The 19622-nt window shown below is 73.1% G+C and carries 20 protein-coding genes and 2 riboswitches; of the genes, 10 read left to right on the top strand and 10 right to left on the bottom strand.

What is annotated here, in order from left to right:
• Positions 1–76: 76 nt before the first annotated feature.
• The 5 genes from EYB28_RS17400 to EYB28_RS17380 all read left to right on the top strand — a co-directional run bounded on the left by EYB28_RS17400 (position 77) and on the right by EYB28_RS17380 (position 5442).
• Positions 77–799, top strand: a complete 723-nt coding sequence (locus EYB28_RS17400; RefSeq protein WP_166850510.1) for a metal-dependent transcriptional regulator — start codon at positions 77–79, stop codon at positions 797–799.
• Positions 800–941: 142 nt separating this feature from the next.
• A riboswitch (cyclic di-AMP (ydaO/yuaA leader) is annotated at positions 942–1120 on the top strand.
• Between the two features lie 3 nt (positions 1121–1123).
• Positions 1124–1903, top strand: coding sequence for a C40 family peptidase (locus EYB28_RS17395; RefSeq protein ID WP_166850507.1), 780 nt, complete (start codon positions 1124–1126; stop codon positions 1901–1903).
• Positions 1904–2172: 269 nt separating this feature from the next.
• Positions 2173–2371: riboswitch (cyclic di-AMP (ydaO/yuaA leader) on the top strand.
• Positions 2372–3184: a C40 family peptidase gene (locus EYB28_RS17390; RefSeq protein WP_240930618.1), complete on the top strand. Its 813-nt coding sequence runs from the start codon at positions 2372–2374 to the stop codon at positions 3182–3184.
• A 220-nt stretch (positions 3185–3404) separates the two neighbouring features.
• Positions 3405–4364 carry a universal stress protein gene (locus tag EYB28_RS17385; RefSeq protein WP_166850504.1) on the top strand — a complete coding sequence of 320 codons (960 nt, stop codon included), beginning with the start codon at positions 3405–3407 and terminating at the stop codon, positions 4362–4364.
• 148 nt (positions 4365–4512) lie between these two features.
• On the top strand, positions 4513–5442 hold the full coding sequence (locus tag EYB28_RS17380; protein WP_166850502.1) for an endonuclease domain-containing protein: 930 nt from the start codon (positions 4513–4515) through the stop codon (positions 5440–5442).
• Positions 5443–5500: 58 nt separating this feature from the next.
• Here EYB28_RS17380 and EYB28_RS17375 read toward each other — a convergent pair whose 3' ends face one another.
• Genes EYB28_RS17375 through EYB28_RS17360 form a run of 4 tightly spaced genes read right to left on the bottom strand, consistent with a single transcriptional unit; the run spans position 5501 to position 8794 of the window.
• Positions 5501–6331, bottom strand: coding sequence for an ABC transporter permease (locus EYB28_RS17375; RefSeq protein ID WP_166850499.1), 831 nt, complete (start codon positions 6329–6331; stop codon positions 5501–5503).
• Positions 6331–7383, bottom strand: a complete 1053-nt coding sequence (locus EYB28_RS17370; RefSeq protein ID WP_166850496.1) for an ATP-binding cassette domain-containing protein — start codon at positions 7381–7383, stop codon at positions 6331–6333. Before EYB28_RS17370 ends, EYB28_RS17375 begins: the two co-directional genes overlap by 1 nt.
• A 41-nt stretch (positions 7384–7424) precedes the next feature.
• On the bottom strand, positions 7425–7850 hold the full coding sequence (locus tag EYB28_RS17365; RefSeq protein ID WP_166850493.1) for a GntR family transcriptional regulator: 426 nt from the start codon (positions 7848–7850) through the stop codon (positions 7425–7427).
• Positions 7847–8794, bottom strand: coding sequence for a hypothetical protein (locus EYB28_RS17360; RefSeq protein WP_166850490.1), 948 nt, complete (start codon positions 8792–8794; stop codon positions 7847–7849). Before EYB28_RS17360 ends, EYB28_RS17365 begins: the two co-directional genes overlap by 4 nt.
• An 80-nt stretch (positions 8795–8874) precedes the next feature.
• Here EYB28_RS17360 and EYB28_RS17355 point away from each other — a divergent pair, with 80 nt between their 5' ends.
• Entirely contained in the window at positions 8875–10287 is a 1413-nt protein-coding gene (locus EYB28_RS17355) for a serine hydrolase (RefSeq protein WP_166850487.1), read from the top strand.
• A gap of 12 nt (positions 10288–10299) precedes the next feature.
• Here EYB28_RS17355 and EYB28_RS17350 read toward each other — a convergent pair whose 3' ends face one another.
• Positions 10300–11019 (bottom strand): GntR family transcriptional regulator, encoded by a 720-nt coding sequence (locus EYB28_RS17350; RefSeq protein WP_166850483.1) that lies wholly within the window; start codon positions 11017–11019, stop codon positions 10300–10302.
• Positions 11020–11410: 391 nt separating this feature from the next.
• On the opposite strand from EYB28_RS17350, the gene EYB28_RS17345 reads away from it, so the two are divergent.
• The 4 genes from EYB28_RS17345 to ehuA are packed head-to-tail and all read left to right on the top strand — an operon-like array spanning position 11411 to position 14558.
• Positions 11411–12349, top strand: a complete 939-nt coding sequence (locus EYB28_RS17345; protein WP_240930617.1) for a transporter substrate-binding domain-containing protein — start codon at positions 11411–11413, stop codon at positions 12347–12349.
• A gap of 4 nt (positions 12350–12353) precedes the next feature.
• Entirely contained in the window at positions 12354–13100 is a 747-nt protein-coding gene (locus tag EYB28_RS17340) for an amino acid ABC transporter permease (protein ID WP_166850480.1), read from the top strand.
• Positions 13097–13744 carry an ectoine/hydroxyectoine ABC transporter permease subunit EhuD gene (gene ehuD / locus EYB28_RS17335; RefSeq protein WP_166850477.1) on the top strand — a complete coding sequence of 216 codons (648 nt, stop codon included), beginning with the start codon at positions 13097–13099 and terminating at the stop codon, positions 13742–13744. The genes EYB28_RS17340 and ehuD overlap by 4 nt, the downstream gene beginning before the upstream one ends.
• A 25-nt stretch (positions 13745–13769) precedes the next feature.
• Entirely contained in the window at positions 13770–14558 is a 789-nt protein-coding gene (gene ehuA / locus EYB28_RS17330) for an ectoine/hydroxyectoine ABC transporter ATP-binding protein EhuA (protein ID WP_166850474.1), read from the top strand.
• Between the two features lie 213 nt (positions 14559–14771).
• Here the strand turns inward: ehuA and EYB28_RS17325 are convergent, their stop codons facing one another.
• The 5 genes from EYB28_RS17325 to EYB28_RS17305 all read right to left on the bottom strand — a co-directional run bounded on the left by EYB28_RS17325 (position 14772) and on the right by EYB28_RS17305 (position 19435).
• Positions 14772–15989, bottom strand: coding sequence for a hypothetical protein (locus tag EYB28_RS17325; RefSeq protein ID WP_166850471.1), 1218 nt, complete (start codon positions 15987–15989; stop codon positions 14772–14774).
• A gap of 267 nt (positions 15990–16256) precedes the next feature.
• On the bottom strand, positions 16257–17549 hold the full coding sequence (locus EYB28_RS17320; RefSeq protein ID WP_166850468.1) for an aminotransferase: 1293 nt from the start codon (positions 17547–17549) through the stop codon (positions 16257–16259).
• A gap of 22 nt (positions 17550–17571) precedes the next feature.
• Positions 17572–18072, bottom strand: a complete 501-nt coding sequence (locus EYB28_RS17315; RefSeq protein ID WP_166850464.1) for an SRPBCC family protein — start codon at positions 18070–18072, stop codon at positions 17572–17574.
• Positions 18069–18947, bottom strand: coding sequence for a hypothetical protein (locus EYB28_RS17310; protein WP_240930616.1), 879 nt, complete (start codon positions 18945–18947; stop codon positions 18069–18071). Before EYB28_RS17310 ends, EYB28_RS17315 begins: the two co-directional genes overlap by 4 nt.
• On the bottom strand, positions 18944–19435 hold the full coding sequence (locus EYB28_RS17305) for an OsmC family protein (RefSeq protein ID WP_166850461.1): 492 nt from the start codon (positions 19433–19435) through the stop codon (positions 18944–18946). The genes EYB28_RS17310 and EYB28_RS17305 overlap by 4 nt, the downstream gene beginning before the upstream one ends.
• Positions 19436–19622 lie beyond the last annotated feature (187 nt).

Here is a 19622-nt window from a genome sequence, read left to right as displayed (position 1 = left end):
AGAGGGCGGGCAGGGCGCGGCCCGGCGGTCGCCCGTGCGAATAGACTAGGGCCGGGCCGAAAGACGGGAGTGGGACGTGACCGACCTGATCGACACCACCGAGATGTATCTCAAGACGATCTACGAGCTCGGTGAAGAGGGGATCCCGGCGCTGCGGGCCCGTATCGCCGAGCGTCTGGGCCATTCCGGCCCGACGGTGTCGCAGACGGTGGCGCGGATGGAGCGGGACGGCCTGGTCGTCGTCACCGGGGACCGGCACCTGGAGCTCACGGAGGCGGGGCAGGCGAAGGCGACCCGCGTCATGCGCAAGCACCGGCTCGCGGAGCGCCTCCTGACGGACGTCATCAAGCTGGACTGGGAGCACGTGCACACCGAGGCGTGCCGCTGGGAGCACGTGATGAGCGACCTGGTCGAGAAGCGGCTCGTCACCCTCCTCGACCACCCCCACATGGACCCGTACGGCAACCCGATCCCGGGGCTCTCGGAGCTCGGGGAGCAGTACCAGGACGTGCCCTTCCTCGAGGGCGTGCGGTCGCTGCCCACGGTCCTGGGCCCGCTGGGCCGGGCGTCGCAGGACGGCGGCGCCGACGGCGTGGCGCTGGTGCTGCAGCGCATCGCGGAGCCGCTGCAGGTGGACATCGACCTGCTGACGCGGCTGGCCGAGGCCGGCGTCGTCCCCGGGGCCCGGCTGCGCGCGCGCGTCGAGGGCGGGGACTTCGTCGTGGAGGTCGACGGCCGGGAGGCGGCGCTCGAGCTCCCCGAGGACGTCGCGAAGCACCTGTTCGTCGCGGCGGGCTGACCGGCCCGGGGCGCCGGCCGCGGCGGTCGGGCCGCAGGCCACACGCCGATCGTGATCGGAGCGTGACATCGCTGTGTCGTTCCGGTACGGTCGGTCTCGCTCGCCGGAGAACCCTCCGGCGGGTGCTCGACCGGGCGCCGAACCCTGCCACCGGCCGAGCTCCCACGGATCATCCGCACGGCAGGGGCGGGGGACCCAACTTCGGGCGTCGACGACGGCGCCCTCGGGGTGAAGTCGCAGGAACGGCACGCCGTCCCGGTGGCCGGGTGTTTCTCCCACCCGAACCCGACAGCTGACCTCGCAGGCGACAGGAGAGGTTGACACGTGACCGCACGTACGACTCGCGGCCGGCACCGCGCCGCCCGACGTCCGATCGCTCTCGCCACGAACGGCACCGCGGGCCGCCGCGCCGCCGTCGTCGCGACCGCCGGTGGTCTGCTCGTCTCGAGCTTCGCGACCGCCGGCGCCGCGCAGGCCGCCCCCGTCGACAACGATGCGGCCAAGAAGCTCAGCACCGTCGACCTCGGCGCCCTCACCGACCAGGCTCGCCAGTCGCTCGAGGCGGCCCCGGTCGTCGCCGTCGACGCCAAGGCCAAGGTCGACGTCGAGGCCGTCACCGCGAAGATCGCCGCCAAGGCGGAGATCACGCCGGCGCCCGAGCCGGAGCCCGTCGTCGTCGAGACGGTGACGGAGACGGTCGAGGAGACCGCCAGCACGACGACGGACACCGCCTCGCGGTCCACGGAGCGCGAGGAGATCTCGGCGCCCGCTTCCGCCAACGGGTCGGAGATCGTCTCGATCGCCATGCGCTACGTCGGCGTCCCCTACGTCACCGGCGGCACCTCGCCGTCGGGCTTCGACTGCTCGGGCCTGACCTCGTACGTCTACGCCCAGGTCGGCATCGACCTGCCGCGCAGCTCCTCGGCCCAGCGCTACGCCGGCACCGTCGTGTCGGACCCGCAGCCGGGCGACCTGATCTGGACCCCTGGGCACGTGGCGATCTACGCCGGCGACGGGATGCAGATCGACGCCCCGAAGCCGGGCGACGTCGTCCAGTACCGCGCCATCTGGCAGTCGAACCCCACGTTCATCCGGGTTTCCTGAGCCAGACCCGAACGTTCCACGAGGCCCCACCGTGCAGTCCGCGCGGTGGGGCCTCGTCGTGTCCGGCGCCGGTGTCCTGGACGGGTCCGACCGTGCTGGCGGAGCGGTGCGTGACGGGGCGGTGGGACCTCACCGAGACACGCGTGTCGCCCGAGACGGTGACGTTTCCCCAGGTCAGGGCCGTTGTCCACAACGCCTGTGATCGAAACGTGACATCGCCTCGCGGGTCCGCTACGGTTTCAACCACTCGACGGGTCGACCGCCGAGTCTCGACCGGAACGCCGAGCCCTGCCGCCGGTCGAGCAACCAGACCCGAAGGCAGGGGCGGGGGACCCACTTCCGGGCACCGGTGACGGAGTCCTTGGGGTGAAGCCGGACGGGTTGGCGCACGGCGCCGGCGCGGACGGCCGGGTGTTTCTCCCACCCGAACCCGACAGCTCACCTCGTAGGCGACAGGAGAGGGAACACGTGAACGCACGGATCATGGGCGGCCGGCACCGAGCCGCACGCCGCCCCCTGACGCCGCTCACCGAGATCGCCAAGAACGTCGGGACTTCGCCGGCCGGCCGTCGCGCCGCCGTCGTCGCCACCGCCGGTGGTCTGCTGGTCTCGACCTTCGGCGGTGCCACCGCCGCGCAGGCCGCCCCGGTGGACCACGACGCGGCGAAGAAGCTCAGCACCGTCGACCTCAGCTCGCTCACCGACCAGGCGAAGAGCGCGCTCCAGGCGGCCCCGACCGTCGCCGTCGACGCCGACGCCAAGGTCGACGTCGAGGCCGTCACCGCCAAGATCGCCGCCAAGGGCAAGATCACGCCGGCCCCCGAGCCGGAGCCCGAGCCGGAGCCGGAGCCCGTCGTCGAGGAGACGACCACCGAGACCACCGAGACCACCGAGGCCGCGTCGCGGACCGAGGAGCGCACGGAGGCGCCCGTCGCGTCGTCGCTCGGCGCCCAGGCCGTGTCCATCGCGATGCGGTACGTGGGCACCCCGTACGTCGTGGGCGGCGCGAGCCCGTCCGGCATGGACTGCTCGGGCCTCACCTCGTACGTCTACTCGCAGCTGGGCATCGACCTGCCGCGCACCTCCTCGGACCAGCGCTACGCCGGCACCGTCGTCTCGGCGTCCGAGGCGCAGCCGGGCGACCTCGTGTGGACCCCGGGCCACATCGCCATCTACGCCGGCGACGGCAAGGTCGTCGAGGCCTCACGCCCGCTCGGCTGGGAGGTCGGCTACCGCGACATGTGGCAGTCCAACCCGACCTACATCCGCGTCACCGGCTGACGCGTCGCCCTCTCGGGCACGGAACTCACGGACGGCGTCCGCTCGATCGCGAGCGGGCGCCGTCCGCGTCTCCGGGACGTCGTGGCGGGGCGCCTCCCGACGCGCCCCGGCGACCAGGCCTGTTTTGCTATGACTTGCGCGGCTCTTTCGTTAGGCTTGAACCGTCCGGTCGTCTCGACGGAGAGACGGCGCAACGGGCTCGTCCGACAGGAGGCGCGACATGACTCGTCCCGAGGTCGTCCTGGTGGGCGTCGACGGCTCCGCTGCGAGCCTCCACGCCCTCGACTGGGCCGCCGGCTACGCCCGGCGGACAGGGTGGGGACTCCACGTCGTCTGCAGCTACTCGCTGCCGTCCTTCACCGCCGCCTCGCTCGACGGCGGCTACGCGGCGCTCGACGACACCGCGATCCAGGAGGGCGCGAAGGCCGTCCTGGCGGAGGCGCAGGAACGCGTCGAACGCACGGGGGTGGAGGTGACCGCCACCGTCGCCACCGGCGACGCGGCCGGGGTCCTCGTGGAGCAGTCCCGGGAGCACGGTCTCGCCGTGGTGGGCACCCGCGGCAAGGGCGGCTTCACGGAGCGCCTGCTCGGTACCGTCTCGTCGGCGCTGCCGGCGCACTCCCACTGTCCGACGGTCGTGGTCCCCTACCGGGGCGCCGAGGAGGGTGACGCCGACGTGGCAGAGCACCGGGACGGCGACGGCGCGCACGAGGTGCGACGCATCGTCGTCGGCGTCGACGGGTCCCCGTCCGCCGAGGTGGCCCTGCGGCATGCCGTCGCGCAGGCCAAGGTGTGGGACGCGGAGCTCGTCGCGGTCGCCGGCGTGCCCCTCGGCGGCGGCGCGGGGGTGCTGGCCTGGCTCCCGTCTCAGATCGACCACGAGCAGGTCCTCGCCGACATGAAGGCCGGCCTCGACGCGACCGTGGACCGGTTCGAGGCGGAAAACCCGGGCATGCGGATCAGGCGCCACGTGCTGGACGGCACCGGCGCCGAGCTGCTCACCGAGTTCTCCACCGGCGCGGACCTCGTCGTCGTCGGCTCGCGCGGACGCGGCGGCTTCCGGGGCCTCCTGCTCGGTTCCACCAGCCAGGCGGTGCTGCACCACTCCCAGTGCCCCGTGCTCGTCGTGACGCGCAAGTGCGACGAGGAGATGCGGGAGGACGCCGAGCCCGCCGCCTGACCGCCACCGCCACCTGCCGACATGCTGTGGGCGTGAGTTTGGCGCTATTCCCGACGGAATAGCGCCAAACTCACGCCCACAACACTTCCCGGCGTGGGGTCTGTGGATGACGAGAGCGCGCAGACGCCGGCCTTGCGAGGGTCGTTCCATGCCCCGCCCCACGCCGATCGCCGACGCCCGGCTTCCGTCCGGCCCGTTCCCCGTCGCCGCGGCGAGAGTGTCGGGCATCGACAGCGGCCACCTGCGCACCGCTGCGTTCGAGGCGCCGTTCACCGGTGTCCGAGTCCCGGCGGGATGGACCGACGACCTCCGGGCACGGTGCGGCGCGCTCGCGACAGTGCTGGACGAGGGTGTGGCCTTCGGTCACGGGACCGCGCTGCGGCTGCTCGGGGTCGAGGTTCCCTGGACGCTCGAGCATGACGACCGGATCCATGTCGTGACGACACGCCCGCAGGACCGGCCGCAGCGGGAGCGCGAAGCCGTCGTGGCACACCGATCGCGGCAGGTGCGGCTCGACACGATCGAGGTCGGTGGGCTCCTCGTGACCGCGCCGGCCCAGACGTTCGTGCACGTCGCCGTCGGGCTCCGCCGACCGGACGACGTCGTCGTGCTCGGGGACGCGCTGATGCGGCGCGAGCACTGCCTCGTCAGCCGTGCCGAGCTGCAGGACGTCGCGGACCGCACCCACAAGGTCAAGGGGATCGCGCAGGTGCGTGAGCAGGTCGAGAGGATGCGGCCGGGGACCGACTCGTCGACCGAGACGCGCACGCGCTTGGCCCTGATTGCCGCGAACCTGCCATGTCCCGAGGTCAACGGGGTCGTCCTGGCGCCCGACGGGAGCTACGTGAAGCGTGTCGACATGCTCTACCGCCGGCACCACGTCGCGATCGAGTACGACGGCGACCAGCACCGTACCGACAAGGAGCAGTGGCGTGACGACGTGCGCCGCCGCCGCACGCTGGAGGCACTGGGGTGGCACGTCATCGTCGTCGTGGCCGACGACCTCCGGGACCCGCGCGGGCTGGTGGCCCGGGTGCGTGCCGTGCTCCGGCCCGCTGCCCGAACGCTGTGGGCGTGAGTTTGGCGCTATTCCGTCAGGAATAGCGCCAAACTCACGCCCACAACACGTCGGCGGGTCAGTGGCGGGTGCGGTAGAGACGCATGGTGATCGGGCCGAACACGGCGGTCAGGGCCACGGAGGCGACGAGCACCCAGACGATCTCGCTGCCCACGGGCTGTCCACCCATGAGGGCGCGGACGGCGGTGACCAGGTGGGACACCGGGTTCACGTCGACGAACCGCTGCAGGGCCGTCGGCATCGTGGACGGGTCCACGAAGATGTTCGACGCGAACGTGAGCGGCATCAGGACCATCATCGACACGCCCATGACGGAGTTCGGGGTGCGCAGCAGCAGACCCAGGATCGTGAAGATCCAGCTCAGCGAGAACGCGAACACCAGCAGGAGCAGCACGCCGAGCACGACCCCGACGAACCCGCCGTCGGGGCGGAACCCGATGAGCAGGCCCAGCCCGATGCACACGATCGACGCGATCGTGTACCGCACGGTGTCGCCCAGCAGCGCGCCGACGATGGGCGCCGGGCGCCAGATGGGGAGCGACCGGAACCTGTCGAACACCCCCTTGGTGATGTCGGTGTTGAGGGTGTAGCCGGTGTACACCGTCACGAAGACGATCGTCTGCACGAGGATGCCGGGCAGCAGGAACTGGATGTAGGCCGACGTCGACCCCGCCAGCGCCCCGCCGAACAGGTACGTGAACATCAGCGTGAAGATCACGGGGGAGACCAGCACGTCGAAGAGCTGCTCCGGGACGTGCTTGATCTTCAGCAGCGCGCGCCACGCGAACGTCAACGTCATCGAGACCGGCGACGGCCGGGACGGACGCTCCGGAAGCGCGACGGCGTCACGCAGCGCCGAGGTCGTGATGGTCGGGCTCTCCGTGCTCATCAGGACACCTCCTCGGCGGGGGCGGGCTCCGCGGCCTCCGCGTCCTCGGCCGGCAGCGGCTTGCCGGTGATGGTCAGGAACACCTCGTCCAGGCTCGGTTGGCCGAGGCTGAACTCGGGCACGGCGATGCCCGCCTCGCCGAACGCCGGCAGCAGCCGCGCCACGGCGTCCGTCCCGTCGTCCGGGACCCGCGCGGACAGGGCGTACGGGTCGGACGCCAGCGTCGGCTCGGTGCCCAGGACCTTCTCCACGAGGCCGGCGGCCTCGGCCCGTCGGCCGGTGTCCGCGAGCCGGATCGTCACAGCACCCTCGCCGACGGAGCGCTTGAGCTCCGACGGGGTGCCCTGGGCGATGACCTTGCCGTGGTCGATCACCGCGATCCGGTCGGCGAGCTGGTCGGCCTCCTCGAGGTACTGCGTGGTCAGCAGCACCGTGGCGCCGTCGGCCACGAGCACCCGCACGATGTCCCACACCTGGTTGCGGCTGCGCGGGTCGAGGCCCGTCGTCGGCTCGTCCAGGAACAGCACGCGGGGAGCCAGGACCAGGGACGCGGCGAGGTCGATGCGGCGGCGCATGCCGCCGGAGTACGTCTTCACCTGCCGGCCGCCGGCGTCCGAGAGGCTGAACGCGTCGAGCAGGCTCTCGACGCGCTGCCGTGCCCGCTGCCCGGTGAACCCGTAGAGGCGGGCGAGCATGAGCAGGTTCTCGGTGCCGGTGAGGTCCTCGTCGACGGACGCGTACTGGCCGGTGAGCCCGACGGCGGCCCGGACGGCGTCGGCGTCGGTCACGACGTCGTGGCCGAGCACCCGGGCCGTGCCCGCGTCGGGCCGCAGCAGGGTGGCGAGCATCCGGACCACGGTCGTCTTGCCGGCGCCGTTCGGCCCGAGCAGGCCGAAGACCGTGCCGGTCGGGATCCGCAGGTCGACGCCGTCGACCGCCTTGGTCACCTGTTTGCGGGTGGAGAAGTGCTTGACGAGCCCGGTCGCCTCGACGGCGAGGCCGGGCGTGTCGGGCGGGTCGTGGGCCGGGACATGGTCGACGTGCTCGGTCATGGGTACCCCTGGGGAACGGTGGTACGGGTCACGTTACGACGCTAGGACGGGCCTCCGACACCGAATTCATCGCTCCGCTCGCGCAGTGCCCGGCGGACCACGTCCAGCAGCAGGTCGTCGGACATGCCGGCCTCTCGTGCGCGGGCGACGAGCGCCCGGACGTCGTCGACCACGCGTGCCTGTGCGGCGTGCGGCGCCGGCCGGTCGGGCGTGGCGGGGGCGCCCGGGGCGCCGGCGACCACCGTCCCGGACCGGCGGCGCGAGACCACCACCCCCGCGGCCTCGAGCTCCCGGTAGGCGCGCTGCACCGTCCCGACGGCGATGCCGAGGTCGCGCGCGAGTGCGCGCGAGGCGGGGAGCCGGTCACCCGGCGCGAGGTCGCCGAGCGCCACGAGACCGGCCACCTGGCTGCGGAGCTGCTCGTACACCGGGGTGGCCGAGGTGAGGTCGACCGTGATGTCGCTCATCGGGCGGTCGCGGGGACCCGGCCCGCGGCGGCGGTCACCGTGCCCGCCAGCGATGTCGCGGCGGCGGCGACGGCCAGGAGCCCGAGGAGGAGGGCCAGCGCCACGAGCGCGGGGGTCCGGGCGACCTCGTCGGGCGCCGTCGTCGTGGTGGCCGCGCCGGCGAGGGCGGTGGCCGTCACGAGGAGCACCAGCGCCGTCGCGCCGCCGACGCACAGCTGGACGCCGGCTACCACGCGGTCCGCCGACGTCTGGCGGACGGCTTCGTCGTCGCCGCGCGGGAGACCGCTGAGGGGCGCCCGGCGGGCCACGGCGCGCAGCGTCGCGACGGTGACGAGCAGCGTCACCGCGAGGCCGGCGAGGATCGGGACGCCATACGGCCAGCCGGGGTACGGGCCGCTGGCCCCGGTGGTGACGGCGCCGTCGGCGGCGACCCGCACCGGGTGGGGGACGGCGGTGCCGTCCGGCGTGGCGGTCAGGCCGGTGGCGACGAGGGCCAGGGCGAGCAGGGCGGATGTCGCGAGCAGCCGTGCCAGGCGACGCCCGCCGAGGTCGCGCACGGTGCGCCGCGCCAGGGGCGCGGTGCGCACGACGCCGGAGGGCCGGGGCCACGTGCGCTCGCCGGCCGCCCGCACCGCGCCGCAGGCGACGGCGGCCGCGAACGGGGCCAGCGACCAGGCCACGCCCGGGGGCGTGCCGGCCGGGAGCCAGGGCGCGGTCCAGGTGAGGGGCAGCCGCAGCACGGCGACCGCGGTCAGGACGGCCGCGGCGGCGCTCGCGACCGCGATGGACGTCTCGTGCCGGCGGGCGAGGGCGAGGGCGGGCGGTGCGCCGCCGGCGCCGGGGCGGCTGCCGCGCCGGCCCGCGAGCCACAGCACGAGTGCGGCGGCGACGGCGGGCACGGCGAGTGCCGCGGCGGCGAGCACGACGACGAAGGGGACTGCCACAGGACCTCCAATGAATCAATGAGTTGGTTCATTCAATCAGGGGCCGTGTCGCACGACAACCGTGGCTACGGTGTGTGCCCATGACGCCACCCACCGCCCCCGTCCCCGTGCAGGACGCCGTCCTCGACCCCGACCAGCTCGCGGCGTGGGTGGCCACCCAGGCAGGCCTCGCTCGGGTGCCGGGCGTGCAGTACGCCGTGCTCGTCGACGGCGAGCCGGTGCTCGACGGCGCCTGGGGCGTCGCCGACGTCACGAGCGGTGAGCCCCTGCGTGCCGACCACGTCTTCCGCGTGGCGTCGCACTCCAAGACGTTCACCGCGGTGGCCGTCGCGCGGCTGGTCGAGGAGGGGGTGCTCCGGTTCGACGACCCGTTCGAGCAGCACCTGCCCGAGCTGGCGGGAGCGCCGGTCGGCCGCGTCACCCTGCGCGAGGCGCTCGGCCACACGGGTGGGGTGCTGCGCGACGGCCGCGACGCGGACCACTGGCAGCTCGGCGCGCCGTTCCCGGACCGCGCTGCCCTCCTGCCCTCGGTCCGCGCCGACGGTGAGGTCTTCGGCCGCGGCGAGCGCTTCAAGTACTCGAACCTCGGCTACGGGCTGCTCGGCCTCGTCGTCGAGGTCGTCACGGGACGGTCGTACGCCGAGCACGTGCGCGCGGCCGTGGTCGAGCCGCTCGGGCTGCGCGACACGGCGCCCGAGCTGGACGACGCCGTCGCCGGCCGGTCCGTCGTCGGGCACTCGGCGCGCGGCGTGGACGACGACGGCCGCCTGCCCGTGGCCGCCGTGACGACGGGGGCGCTCGCCGCCGCGACCGGGTTCTGCTCGACGGCACGCGACCTCGTGCGCTGGTTCGCGGCGCTCGTCGGTGACGAGAGCCTGCTGCGGCCGGAGACCCGCCGGCTGCTGCGGCGCACGGAGTCGGTCGTCGAGCGCCCGCGCGCACGGCGACGGGCCTACGGGCTCGGCCTGGAGGTGCGCCGGATCGAGGGCCACGACGTCGTGGGGCACTCGGGCGGGTTCCCGGGGCAGCTCACGCGCACGTGGGCCGGCGTCGACGGGCGGGTCGTGGTGAGTGTCCTGACGAACGCCGTCGACGGGCCGGCCGACGCGCTGGCCACCGGCCTGTTCTCGCTGGTCGCCACCGCGGTCGACGACGCGGATCCGGCGGCGGGCGCGCCGGAGGACCCGGACCGGTGGACTGGGCGGTTCGCGAACCTGTGGGGCCAGACCGACCTGGTGCGGCTCGGGCGCCGCCTGTGGATGATCGACCCGCGTCAGGCGGACCCGCTGGCGGGGGCCGAGGAGCTCGTCGTCGACGGCGACGTGCTCCGCCCGCTCCCGCACGGCGGGTTCGGTCCGGTCGGGGAACCCGTCGAGGTGGTCCGCGACCCCGGCGGCGACCGCGTCGCCGCGATCGTCGTCGGCGGGATGACGTCCTGGCCGCTCGCGGAGTACGAGGCGCAGCGGCGGGCGCACCTCGGCCGGACGGTCTGAGGCCCGGCGGGGTCAGCGGCCGGGGATGGTGGGGGAGATCGGCTCGAGACGTGCCCCGGGGCCCGGGCGCGGCTCGTCGAACGTCTCGACCTCCACGGCCTCGGGGCGCAGCAGCCGGACCAGCGCCTCGTCGAGGATCTCGCGGACCGCCGCGACGAGGCCGTCGGCGTCGCGGGCCTCGAGGCGCTCCACGAGCGGCAGGTGGGAGTGCGCGCCGTCGGTGCGCACCGCATACTCCTCGCTCGCGGTGAACGTGGCCACCCGGACCTCCACGATGAGGGTGGTCATCCACCGCAGCAGCCACGGGCTGCCGCTCGCCGCGACCAGCGTCCAGTGCACGTTGAGGTCGGCGTCGCCCACGCGGCGCGCGTCCTCGCTGCGCTCGGCGGCGACCAGGGCGTCGTGGGCGGAGCGCACCTGCGCGACCTGGGCGGCGTTGGCGCGCTCGACGGCGAGACGCGCGGCGGACGTCTCGACGACGGTGCGTGCCTCGTACAGCGCGCGGGCGCGGTCCGGGCCGATGCTGACCACGCTCAGCCCCCGCCCGGGCGTCGACAGCAGCAGGCCCTCCTGCACGAGGCGCTGTGCCGCCTCCCGGAACGGGCCCCGGCTGACGCCGAGCTGGCCGGACATCTCGACCTCGCGGATCGGAGAGCCGACCGGCAGGGCGCCCGAGTAGATGGCGTTGCGCAGCTCGACGGCGATGAGGTCGACCGTCGAGGGCCTGGTCACCGGTGACAGGGACGGCGCACTGCCGACCCGCGCCCGCGACGACGGGTGCATCCGCTCTCCTCTCCGCGACCCGGTCCGGCGTCCCCGGCGGGTCCACATCATCTCGCGATCCGGTCACCGGCGAGATCGTGACCAGACTGTGACGGGCTCATGACGTCTCGGATCGGACGTCCCCCGAACGGCTCCCCGGACGGCGTGCGGCCCTCTGACCTGGGACGTCGCCGTCCAGTCCTGGTCGTATCTCACCCGGACCACCCGATTGTAGACAATCAGACACGCTGACACGTTGATTGTCGCAACGTCCGCATGAGCGCTACCGTGACGGATCGACCACGTACCCGAAAGGCCCGGGCGGCGGACCCCGACGTCGGGCTACCGAAGGGAGACCATCGTGTCGTCCACCAGGACCACGAACCGCCGGCGCGCGCTCGTCGCCACCGGCTCCGTCCTCGCCATGGCCGCGCTCGCGAGCTGCTCCAGCACCGACTCGGGCGGCGACGGCGGCGACGGAGAGGGCGGAGGCTCGACCCTCAGCCAGATCCAGGACGCGGGCACCGTGAACGTCGCCTTCAACGGCGAGGAGCCGTACAGCTACGAGGACGGTGGCGAGCTCACCGGCGCGACGATCGCGCTCGACAAGGAGATCTTCGGCGCGCTCGGCGTCGACGACGTCGAGGGCACCCAGACCGAGTGGAACTCGCTCATCCCCGGCCTCAACGCCGACCGTTACGACGCGGTCTCCGCGGGGATGTCGATCCTGCCCGACCGGTGCGAGCAGGCGGCGTTCGCCGAGCCGACCATCATGTACACCACGGCGTTCCTCGTGCCCGAGGGCAACCCGGACGGCCTCACCGACTGGCAGTCGGTGGAGGGCTCCGACCTCACCCTCGCGGTCACGAGCGGGGCGATCGAGGACGGCTACGCGCAGGACACGGGCGTCGACACGATCACGGTCGGCGACTCGACCGACGGTCTGAACGCCGTCGTCACGGGCCGTGCTGACGCCTTCGCGCTCACGGGCATCTCGATCCGCGCCCTCGCGGAGAGCACCGACGAGCCGGTCGAGGCGACCGAGGCGTTCGTCGCCACCATCAACGGTGTGGCGCAGATCGGCGCGGGTGCCGAGGTGTTCCGCAAGGGCGACACCGAGCTGCTCGACGCCTACAACGAGGAGCTCGCCAAGATCAACGGCGACCAGGACAAGTGGCTCGAGATCATGGAGCCCTTCGGCTTCACCGAGGCCGAGTACCCGCCCGAGGGTCTGACCGCCGACATGCTCTGCGAGGGCGACCTCGAGGCCATCCAGAGCGAGCTGGGGCTGGACTCCTGACCAGATGTCAGATGATCTCCAGACACTGATCGACAGTCTTCCCGACCTCGGCGGCGCCGTCCTCGTCACCCTCGAGATGACGGTGGGCGGCGCCGCCCTGGCGATGATTGTCGCGCTCGTGCTCGGGTTCGGCGCGCGCACCCGGTCCCTCTGGGTGCGCGGGCCGTCCCGGGTCGTGATCGAGTTCTTCCGGGGCACGTCCCTGGTCGTCCAGATCTTCTGGCTCTTCTACGTGCTGCCGCAGTTCGGCTTCAAGATGGAGGCCCTGGCGGTGGCCATCGTCGCCCTGGGGCTCAACTACGGCGCCTACGGCGCCGAGGTCGTCCGCGGCTCCATCGCGTCGGTGCCGACCAGCCAGTGGGAGGCCGCGACGGCGCTCAACCTGGGCTGGGCCCACAAGGTGCGTCGCGTGGTGTTCCCCCAGGCGTGGGCCCTGATGCTGCCCCAGCTGGCCAACCTGCTGATCCAGCTCCTCAAGGGGTCGGCCCTGGCGTTCTACATCACGCTCCACGACGTGTACTGGTGGACCGACGAGCTGCAGCGAGACACGCGAGACACGTTCTTCAGCTTCGGCATCGGCCTCATCATCTACTTCGTCATCGCCTACATCCTCACCTGGGGCATGAACTGGCTCGAGGAGCGCGCCAAGCGCCGCCTCGGCCGGGGCACCCGTCCGCGCCTGCGTGACGTCCTGGGCCTGAAGCCGGGCGTCCCGTCGGAGGTCGCGCGCGTGAAGGGAGGCGTGGCATGAACGACGAGAGCATCTGGGACTGGGACACCGCCTGGGCGGTCCTGCCGGATCTCCTCCAAGGGTTGGTCGTCACCGTCGAGGCGACGGTGATCGGCATGATCATCGCCTCGATCCTCGGGCTCCTGATCGCCCTGGCCATGCGGACGCCGACCCGGTGGGTGCGCGGGCCGCTGCGGTTCGTCGTGGACTTCGTCCGCATGACGCCTCTGCTGGTGCAGCTGGTGTTCGCGTGGCTGCTGCTGGTGGACATCCCGCCGCTCGCCATCGGGTTCGGCGTGCTCGGCGTCCACTACGCGACCTACATGTCGGAGGTGTACCGCGCGGGCATCGAGGCCGTACCGCCGGGGCAGTGGGAGGCCGCGACCGCGCTCAACCTCCCGCGGGGCCGCACCTGGCGGGCCATCATCCTGCCGCAGGCCATCAAGAACACTCTGCCGGGCCTGGGGAACTACGCGGTCTCCATGTTCAAGGAGACGCCGTTCCTGTTCGCGATCACGGTCGTGGAGATGTACTCGGCCGCGCAGAGGTTCGGCGCCAACACCTTCTCCTACATCGAGCCGCTGACGATGGTCGGCCTGCTCTTCCTGCTGGTGAGCTATCCGACCTCGCTGCTGGTGCGCAGGATGGAGATCCGCCTTGCCTGACCCGAACACCCCCGCTGGGAGCGACATGACCAGTACCACCGCGGGCGACGTGCCCGCCATCGAGTTCAAGGACGTCGTCAAGCGCTTCGGCGACAACGTGGTCCTGGACGAGCTCAACTTCAAGGTCGCCAAGGGCGACCGCGTCACCCTGATCGGCCCGTCCGGGTCGGGCAAGACGACGATCCTGCGCCTGCTCATGACCCTGGAGGAGCTCAGCGGCGGGCTCATCCTCATCGACGGCGACCCGTACACACACGAGTACCGGGGCGACAAGTGGGTCGAGATCCCGGAGAAGCGCCGCCGTGTGGTGCGCAACCGGGTGGGGATGGTGTTCCAGCAGTTCAACCTGTTCCCGAACATGACGGTGCTGCAGAACATCATCGAGGCGCCCGTCCACGTGCTCGGCAAGTCGAAGGCCGAGGCGACCGCCCGGGCCGAGGAGCTGCTCGAGCAGGTCGGCATGACCGAGAAGCGGGACTTCGCCACGAACCAGCTCTCGGGTGGTCAGCAGCAGCGCGTCGCGATCGCGCGAGCTCTGGCGATGGACCCCGAGATCCTGCTGCTGGACGAGGTCACGTCGGCTCTCGACCCCGAGATCGTCGCGGACGTGCTCGAAGTCCTGCGCAACATCGCCGAGACCACGGACATCACGATGCTGCTGGTGACGCACGAGATGGCGTTCGCGCGCGACGTGTCGAACCGCGTCCTGATGTTCGACCACGGTCAGATCGTCGAGGAGGCCGACCCCGAGACGATGTTCACCAACCCGTCCCACGAGCGGACCAAGGAGTTCCTCAAGGCCGTCCTCGGCTGAGGAGCAGCGCAGGGCGCGGCCGGAGGATCGAGGGACGCGCGCCCGCCCCGTCGCGGAGCCGCAGGTTCAGCCGGAGAACGGCGTGCCTGAGGACTTCCTCGTGGTCCTGGCGGGACGACCGACGGCGGCCATCTCCACGGAGGTGGCCGCCGTCGTCGTGCGTGAGCCCGTGATACTCCTCCGGGGTCCGGTGCCGCGGCCGCGCCGGAGCGCTCAGCCGGTCGTGGATCCGGTGGTCTCCGGGGCGGGGGTGGACCCGCCCGACGACTCGGTGTCGCCTGACGTGTCGCCCGAGGTCCCGCCCGACGTTCCTCCGCCGCTCCCGGGTTGGACGTCGCCCGTGGACGCGTCGTCCTCCGTGCCGGTCCCGGTGCTCGCGTCGGTGTCGTCGTCCGTGCCCGTCCCGGTGTCGGTGCCGTCGGTCGCGGTGCCGTCGGTGCCGGTGCCGTCGGTGCCGCCCGTGGCCGGGTCGGTGGGCTCCGTCGTCGGGTCGGTGGTGGGCTCCTGCGTCGTGGTGCCGGTGGGGTCGGACGTCGTGGTGTCCTCCGTCTCCGCGCCTGCGGCTCCGCCCGTGGTGGGATCCTCCGTCTGCCCGCCGGCGCCGCCCGACGTCGTGCCCTGCTCGCCGGCGTCCTGCGCGGGCACGTCCTGGGTGGACCCGACCTGCTCCTGGTCGGACGTGCCGGACCCGGTCGGCGTGCTGTGACGCAGCTGGCTGATGCTGGTGCCGGTGCCCTCCTGGCCGCGGACCGCGTCGGAGATCGGCTTGCCGAGGGCGAGCTCGACGACGAGCACGACCCCCATGACCACGAGGAACACCGCGAGCGCGGACACGGTGAGCACGCGGCCCCTGCCGTGCTTCTCGATCAGCCGCAGCCACGCGTTGCGCGGGAGCGGTGCCTCCTGCTCGCTCCTGGTCTCGTCTGACGGACGTACGGCCGGACCACCGGCGCCCTGGGGCGGAGCCGAGACCAGGGGCTCGGTCGCGGGCCCGGACGGCGAGGCCGTCGCGGTACCGGGCCCGACGGGGTCGAGCACCGCCGTCCCGAGCACCGCGGTGTCGCGGCGCCGGCCGGACTGCGGCGCCAGGCGAGCGGTCGCGGTCTTGGCCTGGATGGTGCCGACGACGGGCTTGAGCTGTGCGTGCGTCTTCTCGATCGACCGCGTGTAGAGGAAGTTCGCGACGACGGTGAGGACGCTCGCCAGCCCCGCGCCGATGATCGTGCCGGCCACGCCGAAGACGGACAGCAGCACCGTGGTGCTCACGGCGGCGAGGCCGCTCGCGACGACCTGTGTCAGGGAGAGGCGCGCGGGTTCCTTGCGGCTCTCCTTCTCGGCGTCCGCCGCGGGGGAGACTCGCGTCTCGCCGGGGTCGGAAGGGCGCTGCTCGGCGGCGTCACGAGGGATGGGTCGGTGGTGCAGAGTCGTCACGGCGGCGTCCTCGGTTCGGGGGAACGTGCGCCCGCAGATCCCGCCGGCGCACGTCGCCGCGCTCCGCGGGTCCGGCCTTGGGCCGCGGGCGTCCGAGCAGCCTAGACGCGCCGTGTGCGCACCTCAGCGGGCCTCGGTGAGCCCTCCCGTGAGGAACCGGGGAGATCTTGTGCGCGGCGCCGCAGGGCTGCTGTGGGTACGAAGATGGCGTGGGATCCGCCCGCATCCCACGTCATCTTCGTACCCACAACACGTGGGCGGGAGCGCTCAGGAGGCGGCGGCCTCCGCCGCGGCGAGCAGGATGCACGTGGCGACGCCGTCCATCGCCACGCGGACCTCCTCCAGCGGCGGCATGGACGGCGCGAGACGGATGTTCCGGTCCTGCGGGTCCTCGCCGTAGGGGTAGGTGGCGCCCGCAGGCGTCAGCGCGATGCCGGCCTCCTTCGCGAGCTCCACGACCCGCGACGCGGTGCCCGGGACGACGTCGACGGACACGAAGTAGCCGCCGTCCGGGCGCGTCCAGGTGGCGACCCCGGCGTCGCCGAGGCGCGTGTCGAGGATGTCGACGACGGCGGAGAACTTCGGCGCCAGGATCGCGCGGTGCTTGGCCATGTGCGCGCGCACGCCGTCGGCGTCGCGGAAGAACAGGGCGTGCCGCAGCTGGTTGACCTTGTCCGGGCCGATCGACCGGATCTTGAGGTGCTTCGTGAACCAGGCGACGTTCGCCGGCGACGACGCGAAGAACGACACGCCCGCCCCGGCGAACGAGATCTTCGACGTCGAGGCGTACATCACTACCCGGTCGGGGTTGCCGGCGGCCTCGGCCAGCTCGATCGCGTTCGCGCTCTTGGTCTCGTGCTCGGTGAGGTGGTGCACGGCGTACGCGTTGTCCCAGAAGATGCGGAAGTCCGGCGCGGCCGTCGGCATCGACACGAGGCGGCGCGCCACGGCCTCGGACACCACGGCGCCGTCCGGGTTCGCGTACGTGGGTACGACCCACAGGCCCTTGATCGTCGGGTCGTCGGCCACGAGCGCGGCGACAGCCTCGGCGTCGGGGCCGTCCGGCGTCATCGGCACGGTGACCATGCGGATGCCGAGCTCCTCGCAGACGGCGAAGTGCCGGTCGTACCCCGGCACCGGGCAGACGAACGTGACCTGCTCCTCGGCGGACCACGGCCGCTCCGACCCGGGGACGCCGAACAGCAGCGCCTGCACGATGGTGTCGTACATGAGGGTCAGCGAGGCGTTGCCCTGGGCCAAGAGCTGGTCGACGGGGACGTCGAGCAGCTCGGCGAAGATGCGGCGCAGCTGCGGCAGCCCCGCCAGGCCCCCGTAGTTGCGGGTGTCGGTGCCGTCGGCGTCGAGGTGGTGGCCCTGCCCGGGGAGCGCGAGCAGCGGCTCGGCGAGGTCGAGCTGCTCGGCGGACGGCTTGCCGCGCGTGAGGTCGAGCGACAGGCCGCGAGCCTGGAGGTCGGCGTACGCGCGGCGCAGCTCGTCCAGGCGGGACGTGACGTCGCTGTCGGTGGCAGGGGCGGAGGCGGGCTCGGGCACGGTGCTCACCCCCGCGACTCTACCGGCCCCGTCACCGCCCGTCTGCGGCGCCCGCCGTGCGGACGAGCGCCCGCACGAGACGGTCGAGCGACACGTGGAGCATCGCCCGCAGCGCGACGCGGACCAGCGGGTCGGCGGCACGCACCCGCGCCAGGTGGGCCTCCTCCCACCACACGACGCGGCAGCGGGCCGTGTCCACCGGGACTACATCGAACCCGGCCTCGCCCAGCAGCACCGGACCCAGCTTGCGCATCCGGGTGCGCCCCACGCGCGCCGTCGCCGTCGACGGTCGCTCGAGCGCCTCGACCCGCATACGGTCGACGATCCCGCGCGCGCCGCGACGCGCTCCGGGGCCGCTGACCATGGTCACGACGTCGCCGACCCGCGGGCCGTCGCGCGCACCGTCGTCGAGCCTCGTCAGGGGGACGAAGCGGGGGTGCGTCCGCGGGTCGGCGACCCAGGCGTACGCGACCGAGGCCTCGACCGGCACGAGCCGGGACACCTCCACCCGGACCGGGCGCGCCGCGCTCACCGCCGGCTCCGCGAGGTGCGGAGCCGGGGCCGCCACCGCCCGGTGCCGGCGGCCTCCGCCCGCAGGGGGAGGACGTCGGTCGCGGTCGCGGCGTCGTGGGCGGAGACCTCCACGACGCGCGGGAAGTGCTCGGGGGGCGGGCCGAACGCCCGGCGCGACTGCGCCACGACGCCGTGCCCGAGCGCTCGTCCGCCGGCGACGCCGACGACGAGGCCCACACCGAACGGCAGCAGCCGCCCCAGCGCCAAGGAACCCTGCTTGGCCACCTGGCGGCGCAGGAACTGCCGGGCCAGGGTCCTGTTGACCCGCTTCAGCGTGGTCTGCGGCATGGACGTCAGCAGCACCTTGCCCCACGCGGTCGTGGACCCGCCGATCGCGTGCTCGACGTCGCGGGCCCCGCGCTCGCCGAGGACGGTCGCGAGGAGGAGTGTGCGGCGCCGGGCCACGTCGTCGATGGGGATCGCGTGCACGTCCGCCACCGCCAGGGCGAACGCCGAGGAGGCCGCGAAGTAGGTCAGCACGTCGCCGGTGGTCAGCGCCGTCGCGGCGGCCGTCCCGACCGCGGGCGTCGCGGCCGCCGCGCCGACGGCCCCGCCCGCCGTGGTGAGGACGGCCAGGTACTCGCGCTCCAGGATGCGCACCACCTGCGCCGGGTCGGCCTCGGGGTTGCGGGCCCGGACGCGGTCCACGTGCCGGCGGATCTGCGCGGACGGGATCGTGACCGCCCGGTCGAGGAGGGCGTCCAGCAGCGGCGTCGGCCGGTAGCGGGTCCAGTCCTCGCGGCGCGTCGCCTCGTCGTGGGTGGGTGCGTCGCCCGGCGCTCGCGGCACCACGACGGCGTCCGACGCCGACCCGAGGTCGTCCCGGCCGGTCACGACGGGTCGTCCTCCGGGGCGAGGAACTCGGCGGGCGGGACCGCCGCGCCGGCCTTGAGGGTGCGGCCGACCGTGCAGGCCCGGTCGATGGACCGCTGGGCGAGCAGGAGGGTCTTCTCGCGCGTCTTCTCGTCGAGCCCGGACAGGTCGATCTCGAACTTCTCCGTGAGCACCGGGTAGCGGTCGTCGTCCATGTCCTTGGGGTCCTCGACCCGGACGATCACCTTGTAGTCGTCGCCGAGCACCCGCGCGAACTTGGTGTCGCTGCTCATGCCGGCGCACGCCGCCAGCGCGATCTTCAGCAGCTCGCCCGGGGTGAAGACGGCGCCCGCCTCGGCGGGACCGATCTCCACGCTCGCGCCGCGCGCGCTGTGGCCGCGGTACGTGCGGGTGCCGGTCCGCTCGACCCACAGCGGGTCCGTGGGCGACGGCGTCACGGGGGCCGCGGTGTCGGCGGGCACGGTCTCGGAGGTGGTCTGGTCCGTCATGAGGTGATCCTCCCACTGCTCGCCCGGCGTGTCCGGGCGGTCCCGGCGTCAACGTCGGGACATGCCGCCCTCCTCGAGGAAAGAACCGAGTGATCCTCCCACCGTTCTCTGCGGCAGTTCGGGATCAGATCGGCAGCCGCGACTGCCGACCCGATCCCGAACTGCCGCAGTGACACCCGGACGATCG

Origin of the sequence: Isoptericola sp. BMS4 (assembly GCF_011634835.1) — a bacterium.
Taxonomy (GTDB): Bacteria; Actinomycetota; Actinomycetes; order Actinomycetales; family Cellulomonadaceae; genus Isoptericola.
This window is presented reverse-complemented; position numbering and strand designations above follow the sequence as displayed.

Bases quoted from the DNA above. Each gene is read 5' to 3' on its own strand.
- EYB28_RS17385 (WP_166850504.1), top strand. From the start codon at position 3,405: ATGACTCGTCCCGAGGTCGTCCTGGTGGGCGTCGACGGCTCCGCTGCG.
- EYB28_RS17380 (WP_166850502.1), top strand. From the start codon at position 4,513: ATGCCCCGCCCCACGCCGATCGCCGACGCCCGGCTTCCGTCCGGCCCG.
- EYB28_RS17375 (WP_166850499.1), bottom strand. From the start codon at position 6,331: ATGAGCACGGAGAGCCCGACCATCACGACCTCGGCGCTGCGTGACGCC.
- EYB28_RS17370 (WP_166850496.1), bottom strand. From the start codon at position 7,383: ATGACCGAGCACGTCGACCATGTCCCGGCCCACGACCCGCCCGACACG.
- EYB28_RS17365 (WP_166850493.1), bottom strand. From the start codon at position 7,850: ATGAGCGACATCACGGTCGACCTCACCTCGGCCACCCCGGTGTACGAG.
- EYB28_RS17355 (WP_166850487.1), top strand. From the start codon at position 8,875: ATGACGCCACCCACCGCCCCCGTCCCCGTGCAGGACGCCGTCCTCGAC.
- EYB28_RS17340 (WP_166850480.1), top strand. From the start codon at position 12,354: ATGTCAGATGATCTCCAGACACTGATCGACAGTCTTCCCGACCTCGGC.
- ehuD (WP_166850477.1), top strand. From the start codon at position 13,097: ATGAACGACGAGAGCATCTGGGACTGGGACACCGCCTGGGCGGTCCTG.
- ehuA (WP_166850474.1), top strand. From the start codon at position 13,770: ATGACCAGTACCACCGCGGGCGACGTGCCCGCCATCGAGTTCAAGGAC.
- EYB28_RS17305 (WP_166850461.1), bottom strand. From the start codon at position 19,435: ATGACGGACCAGACCACCTCCGAGACCGTGCCCGCCGACACCGCGGCC.